This window comes from Enhygromyxa salina, from assembly GCF_002994635.1.
GTDB lineage: Bacteria > Myxococcota_A > Polyangia > Nannocystales > Nannocystaceae > Plesiocystis > Plesiocystis salina_B.
The window spans coordinates 21,934-36,122 of record NZ_PVNL01000115.1 but is presented as its reverse complement, the minus strand read 5'-3'; the positions used below and the strand labels follow the sequence as shown (position 1 = coordinate 36,122).

Genomic DNA, 14,189 nt, shown 5'->3' with positions numbered 1-14,189 from the left:
AGTGCGAAGGGGGGGACTTGAACCCCCACGTCGTGAGACACTAGATCCTTAGTCTAGCGCGTCTACCAATTCCGCCACCTTCGCAGAAGCCTCAGCGGGACGCGGTTGATATCACTGCCTCAAGCCCCGCGCAAGCTCTCGCCGATCTTGTGCAATTTGAGCATGTTCACCGGCGTACGTGCCTTCAGAGGCCATCCGAGGGCGATCACGACGCGATCCCCGCGCTCGAACAGGCCCCGGTCGATCGCGGCGTGGTCGAGGTCGATGAAGATCGTCTCGCCGTTGGGCGAGGACGTCTGGAACCGGATCGGGATCACGCCCCAGTACAGCGCGAGGGCCTGAAAGGTCGCCGGCTCGGGCGTGAACGCGTAGACCGGGACCTTGGGGCGGTAGTCGCTGACCAGGCGCGCGATGCCGCCGGTCCCGGTGTAGCAGATGATGCCCTTGCAGTCGGGCAGGCTGCGCGAGCTGATCACGGCGGCCCGGGCGACGGCGTTGGTGGTGTGCCCGAGCTGCATGTCCTTGGGCGGGTCCAGCCAGTAGCGCTCGGTCTGCTCGATGCGCCGGACGATCCGGTCCATGGTCTTGACGGACTCGACCGGGTACTTGCCGGCCGCGGTCTCGCCCGAGAGCATCACGGCGTCGCTGCCATCGAGGATCGCGTTGGCGACATCGGATGCCTCGGCGCGGGTCGGGCGGGGGTTGCGGATCATCGAGTCCAGCATCTGCGTGGCGGTGATGACCAGCTTGCCGTGCTCGTTGCTGAGCTTGATCAGCTGCTTTTGGATCAGCGGGACCTCTTCGGGGCCCATCTCGACGCCCAGATCGCCGCGGGCGATCATGATGCCGTTGGCGACCTCGATGATCTTGGGCAGCACGTGGGGCTGCACGGCCTCGGGCTTCTCGATCTTCGCTACCAGGGGGACCTCGCGGCCGTACTCGTGCATCAAGGCCCGGCACAGCTCGAGGTCTTCGGGGCCGCGCACGAACGACAGCGCGATCATGTCGACCCCGAGCTCGAGCGCGAACCGCAGATCGACCTTGTCCTTCTCGGTCAGCGAGGGCAGCTTCAGGTCGGAGTCGGGCAGGTTGACGCCCTTGCGCGGGCCGAGCAGGCCGCCGTTGACGACGATGGTGTGGACCTCGTTGCCTTCGATCTTGGTGATCCGAGCTTCGAGCGCGCCGTCGTCCATCAGCACGCGCTCGCCGACCTTGGCCTCGGCGGGCAAGCTGGCGTAGTCGATCGTGACCCGGCCCTGCTCGATCGGGGCGTCGAGATCGGCGATGAACACGAGCTCGCCGCCGGTCACCAGCTCCATGCCGGGCTTGGGGATCTTGCCCACGCGGATCTTGGGACCCTGCAGATCCCCGAGCACGGCGACGGGCTTGCGACGGATGCTGGCCTGCTCGCGCACGCGCGTGTAGACCAGCGTGTGGTCCTCGTGGCTGCCGTGCGACATGTTGAGACGCACGGCGTCCACGCCCGCGTCGAGCAACGCGCCGATCATCTCGTCGGTGTTGCTGGCCGGCCCGAGGGTCGCGAGGATTTTGGCGCGTCGCTGCTCCATCGCCGCGATACTGACACAAGCGGGGAGGCGCGCCGAGTGGGCCCGTTTACACTGCGGTAGATGCTGGAGCGCCGAGCCCCCCGCCCCCGTCTGCGTGTCACAGGCCTGCAACCAAGCCTGAGGCCCAGCCTGATCATCGGCTCGATCATCGGACTGGTCACCGCCCTGCTCGTGGGGATCACGCTGCCCACGCTCGCGCAGGCGGGCAAGCGCCAGTCGAGGGCGCGGCCCGGCGCGGTTCGCTATCACCTGTCGATCCCCGCGCCGACGACTCGCTACGTCCACGTCCACCTCGAGGTCAGCGACGCCCGCGGCAAGACCACGCAGGTGGCGATGCCAGCGTGGGCCCCGGGCTCGTACTTGATCCGGGACTTCGGCAAGCACGTGTACGACGTCGAGGCCAGGTCGCTCGACGGCGCGGCGCTGCCGGTCACGCGGAACGACAAGCAGACCTGGTCGGTCTCCAACGCGGGCCAGGGCTTCGCGCTGGACTACGAGGTGTTCGCCGACGAGCTCAGCGTTCGGACCTCGTATGTGGATGATCGCTTCGCGCTGCTCAACGGCACCAGCGTGTTCATGTACGTGGTCGGCGAGACCAACCGCGCGGCCACGCTGGAGCTCGAGCCGCCGCCGGACTGGCCGGTGCACACGGCCCTCGCGCGCTCGTCGACGTCGCAGCTGGTGTACACGGCGGCCAGCTACGACCAGCTGGCCGACAGCCCGCTGCTGCTCGGCGCGGCCCAGGTCCGCGAGTTCGTCGTCGCCGGCAAGCCGCTCGAGTTCGTGCTCGTGGCTCCGGCGGGGACCAACGCGGACATCGGGCGGCTCGCGACCGACACCGAGCAGGTCGTTCGTTCGTTCGCGCGCACGCTCAACGGGCTGCCCTTCGATCGCTACAGCTTCTTGATGGTCGCGGATCCGGCCGGCGGCGGCGGGCTCGAGCACCGCGACTCGACGGCGATGATCGTCGACCCGTGGGTGTTCTCGCGGGCGGACGGCTACGCCCAGGTCCAGCGCCTGGTCGCCCACGAGTTCTTTCACCTGTGGAACGTCAAGCGCATCCACGACGAGGTGCTGGGCCCCTTCGACTACGCGCACGAGACCTACTCGGAGCTGCTGTGGTTTCACGAGGGCTTCACCGAGACCATGGAGACCCGGGCGCTGCTGCGGGCCGGGCTGGTCACGCCCACCGAGTACCTCGAGCAGATCGCGAGGACGTGGACCGGCTACCTGCGCAAGCCTGGCCGCAACCACACCCCGATCGCGTCGCTCTCGCGCGAGGCCTGGATCAAGGCGTACAAGCCCGAGGCCAACCACAGTGAGACGACGATCAGCTACTACGAGAAGGGCAACCTGATCGGGGTGTGCCTGGATCTGAGCCTGCGCCTGCGCGGGCGGGCGAACCACACGAGCGGCTCGCTCGACGGGCTGTTTCGTCGGCTGTGGGCGCAGCGTGATCCCGTGTCGGGGTCGGCGGCGATCGACATCAATGACATCGTGGCCGCGGCCTCGGCCGAGGCTGGCGAGGACATGCGGTGGTTCTTTGATCGCTACGTGTACGGGACCGAAGAGCTGCCCTTGCCGGCGCTGCTCGAGCAAGCTGGGTTTGTGGTCGAGCTGGGCGACGCCGACGGGCGCGACGCGGTGTGGTCGGGGGTCAGCGGGTCGCGCAGCGTGTCAGCGATCGCGCCGGGGTCACCGGCCGCCAGCGCCGGGCTGATGCACGGCGACGAGATCATTGCGATCGACGGCTCCCGCGTCAGCGACGTGCGCGAGGCCAACGAGCGGCTGATGGATCTCGGCGTGGGCGCGACGGCGAGCGTGAGCTTGTTTCGGGGCCAGCGGCTCGAGACCCGATCGCTGACGACCGCCGCGAATCCCCACCCGCGGGTGGGCTGCACCGCGCCGAAGCAGGCCGGGGACCTCGAGCTCGCGCGGGTCCGTGAGCTGTGGCTGCTCGAGCACCTCGAGACTGAATGACCGGGCTCAGTCGCCAGGATCGAAGTCGGCCCCACCCTTGGAACACTCGTCGTTGGGCCCGCACTTGAACCGCACGTGGACGTGGTGGGTGTGGCCCGCCGAGTGCTGCAGCAGGCTCTTGCGGTGATGGGCGCCGCGGGGGTAGGCGATCATCGCGTCGAGCTCTTCGTCGCTGGCGCCCATCAGCTTGGCGGCCTTGTAGACCCGGTCGTGCAGCTCGTAGGCCAGGAACACGGCCTCGACCTCGCGGGTCTCGTACAGCGCCTTCAAGAACCCGTAGAGCGCGAACCAGTCGGCCTCTTCGGAGGTCGGGCGGCGCTCGTGGCCCTCGCGGATGTGGCTGGGCTGGTAGACGCCCTTGAGGCTCGGCAGCCAGATGTCGACGTCGCGGCCGGCCTGGTGCGACTTGTGGGGGTTGAACAAGCCACCGTGCTGCTTGCTCATGTCCGCGACGACGATCTCACCCTCGAATTCGTAGGTGAAGCGGAACGAGGCGATCGCGTGCTGCAGGTGCTGGGCCATGTGGCTGCCGCACCACATGATCTGCGGGTTGCGTCGCTTGTAGAGGCTGTCGTTCTCGGGGAAGTTGATCGCGTTGAGGATCTTGCCGCTCTGCGGGGCGCCGACCGAGATCGCGTCGGGGCGGACGACGAACTCGGGGATCTGCACGTCCTTGCGCCGCAGCGGCTTGGGATCGACCCACACGGTCAGCTCGGCGCCGACTTTGATCGAGTCGCCGACGTCGGGGTTGTAGGCCTGCAGCTTGGACACGGGCACGTCGAAGCGCTTGGCCAGGCTCGACCACGACTCGCGCTTGTCAGTCCGGTAGGTCAGCTGCTGCTGCGGCAGCGGGACCTTGTCGGTCTGGATCTCGAGGATGCGGCCGGGCTCGAGCGGGGTGCTCTCGTCGATGCCGTTCCAGCGCATGACCGCGTTGAGCGAGACGGAGTAGCGCAGCGCGATCTCTTCGAGGGTCTCGGCCGGGATCACGACGTGCTCGATCGTGGTCTTCTCGACCCGGGCCGCGCCGTCGCCATCGGGCTCGAGCGGCTTCATGATCTCGATTGAGCCGCCGTCGTCGTCGGGCTCGTCCGGGGTCTTGGACTCGTCGGTGTCGACGGCGACCTCGTCGCTGCTCCAGTCGTGGGTGGCGATCGAGGTGACGGCCCCGATCAGCAGCAGCGCTCCTCCAGCGACGCCGGCGATGCGAACCACCTTGTTGCGATCGCGGCCTTCGATCGACGCGCGGATGAAGCTCTCTTCGAGCTCGCCGAACGACTCGTCGAGGTCGGCGCCCCGGTCCATGAACTCGATCGCCTGGCGAAGGTTGCGGCCGCGCAGCAGCAGACGGCTGCGGCGGCCGCTCTTGTCCCACTCCGCGGCGTAGCGGGTCACGCGATCGAGGAACCGACGCTCGGCTCGCTCATCGGCGGACCCACGGATCAACGGACCGCGAGCGCGAACGCCGATCGGCGCCGTGACGATCGGCCCCGCACCAGTCGCTGGCCTCGCGGCCCCGAGCGCAGCCCCACCGACCGCGCCAGCCTCGAGCTCGAGAATGTAGCTGCCGACCGTGACCTTCATGCCGGGCTGCAGCGCCACCGTGCCCTGGACCCGCTGCTCGGCGAGCCAGGTCCCGTTGGTGGAGCCCTGATCCTGGATCACGAACACCCCGGTGGGGTCGCGGCCGATCACGCAGTGGCGCGAGGACACACCGCCTTGCTCGAGCACCAGATCGTTGTCGGCCGTGCGCCCGATCGACAGCTGCGCGCCCGTGAACGGGACGTGCCAGCTGCGGCCGTCGGGGCCGGTGATCCTGATCCTGCCCTGCATGATTGTGCGAGCCGCAGCCCCCTACAGCGCAAACGTGTGGTCGACGAGCTTCGACTGCTTGGCCTTCGTGAACTTGGCACCCTTGACCGCAGCCGCCACGCACTTTCCGACCGGGCTGCTGGTGTGCGGCGGGCGAGCCGAGGCGGTCTTGACCTTGCCCTCGGAGATTAAGAAGTTGACCTGGACCTTCATGCCCGGCAGGCCGCCCTGGCTCTTGCAGGCGCTGACCTTCTTTTGGACCCGCTTGATGCCCTTGCTGATGTCGCTGTCGGACAGCGTGTCCTTGATGGTCGCGGGGCCCGTGGGCTTCTTGACTGGGTTGACCTCGGGCACTGGCTCGAGGACCTCCGGGTCGGGCTCCGGCACCGGATCGGGCTCCGGCACCGGATCGGGCTCCGGCACCGGATCGGGCTCCGGCACGGGTTCGGGTGCGGCAGAGTCTGCCGCGGCGCCGCCGTCGTCTTCGTCTGGCGTGCCGCTGTCGGCCGGCTCCTTACCGGTCTCGGCGCTGACCTTGTCCGCGGGCTTGTCATCCGAGTCGGCGGCCGCGACCTGTTTCTTGCGGCCGCCGCTGAACGCCAACCCAAGCACGATCACCAGGACCAGCAGGCCCATGACGCCGCCGAGGATCATGTAGAGCTTCTTGCGAGTGGCGTCCTGCGAGGACGCGCGCCCGCTCGGCCGGGCCGCGGATCCGGTGGCGGCGGACATGTCGGCTCCCTCGGCTCCGGCGAACCCGCCGTCGGGCAGCCCGTCGAGCATCATGGTCGCGTCGCCGCCACCGCCACCGTCGCTGCCGATCGAGTAGCCGCCCATGCCGTCGAGCATCATGGTTGCGTCGCCGCCACCACCACCGTCGCCGCCGAGCGAGACGCCGCCCATGCCGTCGAGCATCATGGTTGCGTCGGCGTTGGGCTGCTCGTCGAACTCTTCGATATCGTCGGGGTTGAGGTAGCCGGGCGGCGGAGCCCCGGGCGTCATGCCGGCGAACGGCGACATCATGCCGTCGTCGTCGAGCACCAGCGTGCCCTTGTCGGTCCGCGGTCGGTTCTGCGGCGGGACCGTGGCGACCTCGCCGTTGGCCTGGGCGATCACCTTCTCGAACGCCGCCATGTCGGGGAAGCGATCGAGCGGCTTCTTGGCCAGCGCCGTGAGGATGATGGTCTCGACCTCATCCGAGATGTCGGCCTCGGGGCACACGTCGCGCGGCGGCGGAGCCGGCTCGTTCATGTGCTGGGTCAGCACCCGCATGAAGTTGGTGCCCGGGAACGGCGTGCGCCCGGTCAACATCTCGAACATCATGCAGCCGACCGCGTAGACGTCGGTGCGACCGTCGACTGGATCGCCGCAGGCCTGCTCGGGGGCCATGTAGCCGGCGGTGCCAAACACTGCGCCCGTGCGGGTCAGGCCGGTGTTTTGATCGTCGACCTTGGCGATGCCGAAGTCGAGCACCTTGACGTAGTCGCGGGCGCTGCTGCGCGCGATCAAGAACACGTTCCCGGGCTTCATGTCCCGGTGGATGATCCCCGACTCGTGCGCGGCCCGGAGCGCGCGAACCACCTGCAGCAAGATGTTGCGGGTCCGCAGCCACGGCAGCCGCTTGACCTTCTTGAGCATCTCGGAGAGGTCGCTGCCCTCGAGCAGCTCCATCACGAAGAACACCGATCCGCCGGGCACCTGACCGAAGTCCATGATGTCGACGATGTTCTCGTGACGGATCATGGACGCCGCGCGGGCCTCCTGCAGGAAGCGCTCGACGTTGGTCCGGTCATGGCAGAATTCCTGCTTGAGGACCTTGATCGCGACCTTCTTGCGGAGCGTGACGTGCTCGCCGAGGTACACCGAACCCATCCCGCCGTCGCCGAGGGTGGAGATGACCTTGTAGCGATCAGCCAGCACCGTCCCGATCAAGTCGGGCGGGGGCTTCCAGCCGGGGATCTGGGGTGGACCACCGGCACCTGGGTTGAGCTCAGTCGGTTCCGACACGAAGACTCCACGGCCAGGGGAAGATACGCCTGGCCGATGTCGAGCGACTTTACCCGATCGTTCGCGACGACACAGCAACGCAGTGCGCAAAGCGCCAACCCCGCTTCATCTTACACCCACGCACACACGGCATCTCTGGCCAGCCCCAACAGCGACCCTCAGCTGTCTCATCTCGCCAATGCGCGCTTTTCGCAGACTTTCGGGACTACTCCGGGCACGCGGGCGTCGGTCGCATGCAGGTCGCCCTGAGCAGATCGCCAGCGAGACCCAGTACCCGCGACCGGCCGGCGAAGGTGGAGTTCGGCGGTGGGCCGCTCCGGGCAGAGCCGAGCGTCGAGCATGGAGCGTCGGACTGTTTGGCGTCGGTGACCTCCCGGACGCGCGGCGACTACCGCCCGTGGACCCGAACGCTCGCGCAGTGAACGAACGTCCGTCTCGCCGTCAATCGCGTGCGTGCCGTCAACGGGCTCGGCGATCAGGAGGATCGTCCGTGCTCGAGCTCATCGTCCCCGTGATCGCAGCGAAGTCGCACGCTTACAGGTCTGCGCGCTGCTGAGCGACGCGTTCGCTTCGGCGCCTCCGCCAGAGCCCTTGGATTGAGCCCACCCTTTGAGCTGACGCTACAAATACACCCATCCTGCGGGAAATCGCCTCCCCCACCCGCAATCTGTGAGCGTCGAGACCACGAAGATGCCCTGCCCTGCGTATCCCGCACCGATACGCTTGACATCGTGTCTGGAGGTCGCACGCAAAGCTGTCGACCGTGACACCGTTGACCACCCGCACGATCTGCCCGCTCCCCACCTGAAACTCGTTCTCGGCAAACAGGATTCCCCCGTTTCTTCCGGCACAGAACGCCCGAAACCACTACAAATACTTTTCATCTGTACGTAGGCGCTGGGGAATCCACGGCCGATCTCTAACCATCTTGCGCCGCGCCGCCGGCCGTTCCGGTGTGCGAGCGGTCGGACTACGATAACCAGCAATGGCCTACGCTCCGCTCAAACTTCAGCGCCGGCAAGGTCCCGTCGCAAATTTGGGTTTCGGCTCGATCCCGACGACGCGAGCCAAGTCGATTTCTTCGTGATCCCAACCTTTGGGCGGATGGTTTGGCCGACGCGAGCCTGCTAGTGTTTGCGCATGAGGTTCGCTCCCTTAATACCTAGGCCCAAGGGTCCCGAGCAAGGCAAGAAAAGGCCGCAAAAGCGGCCTTTTGCGGGGACCTACGTTGCTCCAAAGGTTTGGGAGCCCAGCTCCAGCGGGCCCCTCGCTAGTGCGCATTGGGCCCGCAATCTGTCGTCGATGGAGATCCTGCCGAAGCTCGAGGTAGGCAACGTCAACGATCCGCTCGAACGTGAGGCCGACACGATCGCCGACCGGGTCATGCGAATGCCCGCGCCAAGCCGCGAACTCGTCGGCGGGCCCCCGCCCGAACGCGCGGGCGCGGAGCCCGAAGCTGCGGCCGCGGCCGAGGATTTCAAAGAGGAGGAGCTCACCGAAGCGCGAAGCCACGGCGCCTTTGCGGGCGCGGCCGCCTTGCCTGGTGAGCCACCGTTGGTGGTTCAGCGGAAATGTGCCAGCTGCGAGGTCGCGGAACACGAGGAGCTTCGGCGCTCGGTCGCTGACGAGTTGCTGACTCGCAAGTGCCAGACCTGCGAGGACGAGGCGCTACGTACCTGCGGGGAGTGTAGCGTCGAAGGCGAAAACGAAATCCACGAAGAGCCCGGCGCGAGCTGGCGTGGAGGGGAGGCTAGCAGCCGATTTGCGCAGCAACTTCGCAGCCAGGTCCGCATGGGGGGGCGGCCTCTGCCCGATCAGGCGCGCAGCTTCCTCGAGTCGCGGCTCGGCGTCGAGCTTGGACACGTGCGATTTCATGCAGACACTCCCGCGGGGCTGCTCGCGTCACGTATCAACGCTCGGGCATTCACCCTCCGAAACAACATATTTTTCGCACCGGGGCAAATGCAGCCCACGACGCACTCAGGCATGCGCTTGCTCGCCCACGAGGTCGCGCACACGCTCCAAGCCAATGGGCTGACGCGGCCGCTCGATCGACTAGGTGGTCTCCGCAGCGCCTCCGACGAGACCAGTGCCAGCGTCCATACAAAAACGATCTCGACCATGGTCGAGCAGTCGGCGCTTCGGCGTAGTCCCGACGAGGAGCGCGAAGACGAGGACGAGGAGTCGAACGCACGCTGCGGTCAGAGCGAGGCGGAAAAGCGCGAACTCGATAAGGTCGACAAGAACCCGAACAAGCTGTTGAAGTGGGTGAAGAGGGTCGACGAAGAGGATCTCCGCTTCGATCGTTTGCGCTCCCTTAGAGCTCGCCGCGCTCGCCGCGTGTGTTTGGCCACCGCGTGTGGCCGCCCGGAATTTGTGAACGTGGTCGACGACGAGATCAAGAACAAGCTCGCGTGCTACGACGAGGCTCACCATGATGACGACGAGCTGCGCGGGATCTGCAGCGAGCGCCTCGGGGCCGAGTGCGCGGTCGGGACTCCGCCGCCGCCGGTTCGCAAGCGCAAGCGGCTAACGGAGCAGGCCATCGGCGCCCAACTCCACTCCCGGGGCCTGGACTCCAAGCCCGAGGATGGAGCGGCCTACGAGATGCTCGACCGACAGTCCGTGCTCGTCGCCGAGCTCGTTCGCGCGAAGCACCGGACGGAGTACGCGCTCGGCCAGACGCGAATCCTGAAGGCGGACTACGAGGCAGCGCTCGCCAAGTCGATGGAGACCGGGAAGAGGCCGAAGCTCATGTTACGCAGCCGAACCACGCAGACGTCCTTCGAGGCGGCGTTCGGCGAGTTCACGCTCGAGAAGCTCGACCAACTGATCGAGACTCTCCGCCAGGTCCTGAGGACGATGGAGCGGGGTTGGAACACCGATCCGAGTGACGACGAGACCTTCGTCCCTCGAATTGAGGGCGCGTCCGACGAGCGCGTCTTCGAAGCGTGCAAATACAACGACGACGAGCTCGACTTCCTAGACTGCATGTCAGAAGTCGCGTTTATGAGTGAAGAGGAGATTGACGATCGAGTCGAGCAGGTTCAGCTCGAGCACGCCGCGGAGGCCGGACAGGTCAAGGAGGATCCGACCACCGTCAGCTCCGTGGACAAGACGAGCGATTCCTACTGCGCCAGCGCGGGTGGCTACCACGGGATGGGCCGCATCACTGTCTGCGTCGACTCATCGGACTATGCCAACGACCTCAACCGCGCCGAATTTGGCACGACGATTCTTCACGAGTATTTCCACAAGGTCCTCGACAACTTCGAGCTCGACGTCTACAGCGCTTCGCCGCTCTATCGCTCGGTCAAGTATCTCCAGAGCGCCGAGCACGGGGCGCTCGCGCTGCGCAACCCCGATAGCCTCGCCCAGTTCGTGCTCGACGGCTCGAAGACCGGGCCGGGATCGCAAAAGACGATGCCTCAGGCCGGCCGAGTCCCGCGCGAGGACGACTGCGACGTCCGCACTGTCATGTTCTCCCTCGGCCTCGCCTACGAGTGGCTGCGGCTCGCCGAGGTCAACGACGCGCAAATGGTCGCCTATCACGAGATGTACCCAACGAACGAGACGAAGGCGCGAGCCGACAAGGCCGCGCGTCGGCTCGAGGTGGTTCGGCCGGCGATGGACAAGCTGTCCATCGCCGGCGACGACAGCAAAGACCTCCTTCAGTCAGGCGGGGCGGTGACCATGTCGAACCGGCCGGAGACCATCGTCGTCACACGGCCCCCAACCATCGAAGTCCTTGTCCGCAGCCCGGGCGACTATGTCACAATTCGGCCTGCTGGCTCGAAGCTGAAGGTCACCGTCGGCCCGGACTTTATTTCGAAGGACCTCGAGGATCGCGTCAAGCTGATCCTCGCCGAGCTAAAGCTCAAACCGGGCTACATCGAAGAGCTGAGGACGGACGCCAGCAGCGACTCGGAGTATCAGCTCATCGCGGGCGCGACGCTGACGGGTGACTGCAGCTGATTCGCCGAGGCGCGAGCGACATCCCTTGGCTCCGCGCCCGTGGCTCGGACTCCTTTGGGCCCCGCGGACACGCGTGAGCTGACGTGCGCACATCCAGCATGTGAAAGCGATGACCTCACCTATAGTTGCCTCGCCGTGCGCCGACGACTTCCGCTGTGGAGCTTCATTGCTCGCCTGAGCCTGTCCGGCCTGAGCCTGTCCGCCCTGTCCGGCTGCAACTTGTCCGTGTACCCTATTCACAGCTTCGTCGAGGCTCCGGCGGACGCGTCGTGTAAGACCCTGGGAACTGCGCTGCGTGAGTCGAGCTGGGGTGTGGAGCAGTACCTCACCCTCGACGAGACATGGATCCTCCACGCTGAGCCTCCACGCAAGACCCCGTCGCGCACGGAGTATCGGTGGGGTCCCGCCTCGGCCTGGGCCTTGCGACTGGACTGCGGAGAGGACCTCGGGACCGAGGGTTACCTGGTACCCGTCCGCAATTGCCGGAGCGGCGGCCGAGTCTTCGGGATCGTCGATCCCGCGGACATTCGTGCGATCTATCCCGATCTAGCCCTGGGCACGAGGTGTGGGTTCACGCTCCTTTCGAAGCGTATCGACGGACACTGGGAGCAGCACTACTACTCGAGCGATGTGCAGCCCTCGATGCGGCCACTCCTGCTCTCGGCTCCGCGGGAGGAGGCGGGCCCGTGAGTCGCGGCGGAAGCTGGGTCGCGCTCGTGTGGACCTTCGCCTCGCTCGCCTGCGCGCGAGTGACCACCCACCCCGTGTACGTTCACACGTGGTCGCTAGCGACCGACACGCCGTCGGACTGCACCGGAGTAACTGATCAGGATCAGGCTGAGGGGCTCTGGCCGATGGCGTTTTGGATTGCCGGCGAGCCCGGCGTGCTCCATGCGGGCGACGAGGTGTGGATGTTCGAGATCCGCGATCGCACCGCGTGGTATCGGACGGGATGGAGCGGAGCCGCGCTGGCCAAGCGGCGCTACGAGCCCATCGGCGAGCGACGCGGATTTGAGGTGACGCTCACTTGCGGCGACGACACGTACGAGTTCGAGGAGCTCGAGTGCCCGAGTGAGAGGGGGCTAATCGTATATGTAGACAGCCAGACCCTCGGCTCGCTAGGTAGCGCCCACGCACCTTGCCAGCTTCGCGTCGAGCTGCGGACCGACGAGCAGCGCTGGGTCCATGTACAAGACGGCGTGCTCGTTCGTCCCGACGTGCGCGGGATTGCGCGTCACTGAGTTGAGCGACTTGGCATTGGATCGAGTAACGTGGCATCGACAGGACTGCGTCGTCATCTTTACATGGGCGCGCGCGGGAATCCTATCAGGTCAAAGATCAGCTCTCCCGCTCCAATTTCCCCACCAAAGACAGCGTAAACGAGGCCCCCATATACTTGAGGTGCGGCCGCAACAACAAGTGCGCCCGATACCACCCAGCCTGCCCGGGCACCTCTTCAACGTTGACCCGAGCCTGCCGCAGCGGCCGTTTGCCGCGCACGGCCGCGGCCGGGTTGTCCATGTCGGACACGTACTGGCGCAGCCAGTCGTTGAGCTCGCGCTCGAGATCCCCCCGCTCCATGTGCCGGCCGATCTCCTCGCGCTGCAGGACCTTGAGGTAGTGCGCGAGCCGGCAGACGATGAAGATGTAGGGCAATTGCGCGCCGAGCCGGGCGCCCAGCGAGGCCTCGCGGCCCTCTTCGGTGTTGGCGAACACCTTGGGCTTTTGACACGAGTTGGCCGAGAAGAAGCACGCCTGCGAGCTGCCCTTGAGGAACACCATGCCGATGAAGCCCTCTTCGGACAGCTCGAACTCGTGGCGCTCGGTCAGCTGGATCTCGGTTGGCATCCGCTCTTCGATGCCGCGGCGCTTGGCGGGATCCGGCTCTTGATCGTAGACCCCTCGCATCGAGCGAAACGGCAGCATGGGCAGGCCCGTGACCGCGCCGCCGGCCGTGGGCCCGACGATGTTGGGGCTCCAGCGATAGCGAGCGAAGCTCTCGGCGACCCGAGTCGCAAACGCGAACGAGGCGTAGCCCCACAGGTAGCTGCTGTTGTTGACGGTTCGCTCGCTGTACGTGAACGAGTGCACGTGGTGGCGCTCGTAGGGCGGACGCAGCAAGAACCGGGGCAGGCACAGGCCGACGTAGCGCGAATCCTCGGTCTCGCGAAACGCGTTCCAGCGGGTGTACTGCGGGGTCTGAAAGATCACCCGAATGTCGGAGTAGGTTGCGAGCCCCTCGAAGCTGGCCTCGCCAAAGAAGCGCGGCGCCGCGTTGGCGATGAAGGGCACGTGGGCCATGGCCGCGACCGCGGCACAGTTGGCCAGCAAGGTCATGTCGCGCGGGCCCGGATCGAACTCGTAGGTGGTGCACATGACCCCGAACGGCTCGCCGCCAAAGGTCCCGTACTCGCGCGAATAGACCAGTCGATACAGGCCCGACTTGGCGATCTCGGGGGCGTCCTCGAAGTCGTCGATGAGATCGCCCTTGCTGCAATTGAGCAGGTGGATCTCGGTGTTCTCGCGGAAGTTGACGTTGGCGATCAGGTAGCGCAGCGATCGCCACGCGGCCTCCAACGCCTGGAACTCGGGATGGTGCAGGATCGCGTCGACCTGGGCCGCGAGCAGCTGATCGAGCTGCACGATGTTGACGTCGACGCCGGCCTTGTCGACGACGATCTGCTCGGGCTTGTAGCGCTTGCCAACGTCGAGGCGCTTGTCCTTCACGACCTTGGCGTTGTCGAGCATGTCCTCGAGCAGCCCAGCTGGCGGCGCGGGGTTGGGGTCGCTCAGCGCGGGCGCGGGCGCGGCCTGATTGATCTGATCGAGCCGCACGGGCTCGGGGAT

Annotated in this window: 8 protein-coding genes and 1 tRNA gene; 4 read left to right on the top strand and 5 right to left on the bottom strand. The window is 66.5% G+C overall.

The features are described from left to right. Nucleotides 1-2: 2 nt before the first annotated feature. Both ENSA7_RS28535 and pyk read right to left on the bottom strand, forming a co-directional pair. Nucleotides 3-84: transfer RNA gene (locus ENSA7_RS28535), tRNA-Leu, on the bottom strand. 35 nt (nucleotides 85-119) lie between these two features. Further along, entirely contained in the window at nucleotides 120-1,568 is a 1,449-nt protein-coding gene (gene pyk, locus ENSA7_RS28530; protein ID WP_106092536.1) for a pyruvate kinase, read from the bottom strand. Between the two features lie 60 nt (nucleotides 1,569-1,628). Here pyk and ENSA7_RS28525 point away from each other — a divergent pair, with 60 nt between their 5' ends. Further along, nucleotides 1,629-3,548: a M61 family metallopeptidase gene (locus ENSA7_RS28525; protein ID WP_106092535.1), complete on the top strand. Its 1,920-nt coding sequence runs from the start codon at nucleotides 1,629-1,631 to the stop codon at nucleotides 3,546-3,548. Nucleotides 3,549-3,554: 6 nt separating this feature from the next. Here ENSA7_RS28525 and ENSA7_RS28520 read toward each other — a convergent pair whose 3' ends face one another. Together ENSA7_RS28520 and ENSA7_RS28515 are read right to left on the bottom strand one after the other, a co-directional pair. Continuing rightward, nucleotides 3,555-5,381 (bottom strand): penicillin-insensitive murein endopeptidase, encoded by a 1,827-nt coding sequence (locus ENSA7_RS28520; RefSeq protein WP_106092534.1) that lies wholly within the window; start codon nucleotides 5,379-5,381, stop codon nucleotides 3,555-3,557. Between the two features lie 21 nt (nucleotides 5,382-5,402). After that, nucleotides 5,403-7,367 carry a serine/threonine protein kinase gene (locus ENSA7_RS28515; RefSeq protein WP_106092533.1) on the bottom strand — a complete coding sequence of 655 codons (1,965 nt, stop codon included), beginning with the start codon at nucleotides 7,365-7,367 and terminating at the stop codon, nucleotides 5,403-5,405. A gap of 1,140 nt (nucleotides 7,368-8,507) precedes the next feature. Here ENSA7_RS28515 and ENSA7_RS28510 point away from each other — a divergent pair. From ENSA7_RS28510 to ENSA7_RS28500, 3 genes are all read left to right on the top strand, one after another. Further along, a complete protein-coding gene (locus ENSA7_RS28510) occupies nucleotides 8,508-11,342 on the top strand; it encodes an eCIS core domain-containing protein (RefSeq protein WP_106092532.1) in 2,835 nt (944 codons plus the stop codon). A gap of 135 nt (nucleotides 11,343-11,477) precedes the next feature. Then, nucleotides 11,478-12,032 carry a hypothetical protein gene (locus tag ENSA7_RS28505; protein ID WP_106092531.1) on the top strand — a complete coding sequence of 185 codons (555 nt, stop codon included), beginning with the start codon at nucleotides 11,478-11,480 and terminating at the stop codon, nucleotides 12,030-12,032. Next, on the top strand, nucleotides 12,029-12,583 hold the full coding sequence (locus tag ENSA7_RS28500) for a hypothetical protein (RefSeq protein ID WP_106092530.1): 555 nt from the start codon (nucleotides 12,029-12,031) through the stop codon (nucleotides 12,581-12,583). Before ENSA7_RS28505 ends, ENSA7_RS28500 begins: the two co-directional genes overlap by 4 nt. Before the next feature lie 97 nt (nucleotides 12,584-12,680). Here the strand turns inward: ENSA7_RS28500 and tssC are convergent, their stop codons facing one another. Continuing rightward, nucleotides 12,681-14,162: a type VI secretion system contractile sheath large subunit gene (gene tssC, locus ENSA7_RS28495; protein WP_443655666.1), complete on the bottom strand. Its 1,482-nt coding sequence runs from the start codon at nucleotides 14,160-14,162 to the stop codon at nucleotides 12,681-12,683. Nucleotides 14,163-14,189: the final 27 nt, after the last annotated feature.

Bases quoted from the DNA above. Each gene is read 5' to 3' on its own strand.
- ENSA7_RS28525 (WP_106092535.1), top strand. From the start codon at position 1,629: ATGCTGGAGCGCCGAGCCCCCCGCCCCCGTCTGCGTGTCACAGGCCTG.
- ENSA7_RS28510 (WP_106092532.1), top strand. From the start codon at position 8,508: ATGAGGTTCGCTCCCTTAATACCTAGGCCCAAGGGTCCCGAGCAAGGC.
- pyk (WP_106092536.1), bottom strand. From the start codon at position 1,568: ATGGAGCAGCGACGCGCCAAAATCCTCGCGACCCTCGGGCCGGCCAGC.
- ENSA7_RS28520 (WP_106092534.1), bottom strand. From the start codon at position 5,381: ATGCAGGGCAGGATCAGGATCACCGGCCCCGACGGCCGCAGCTGGCAC.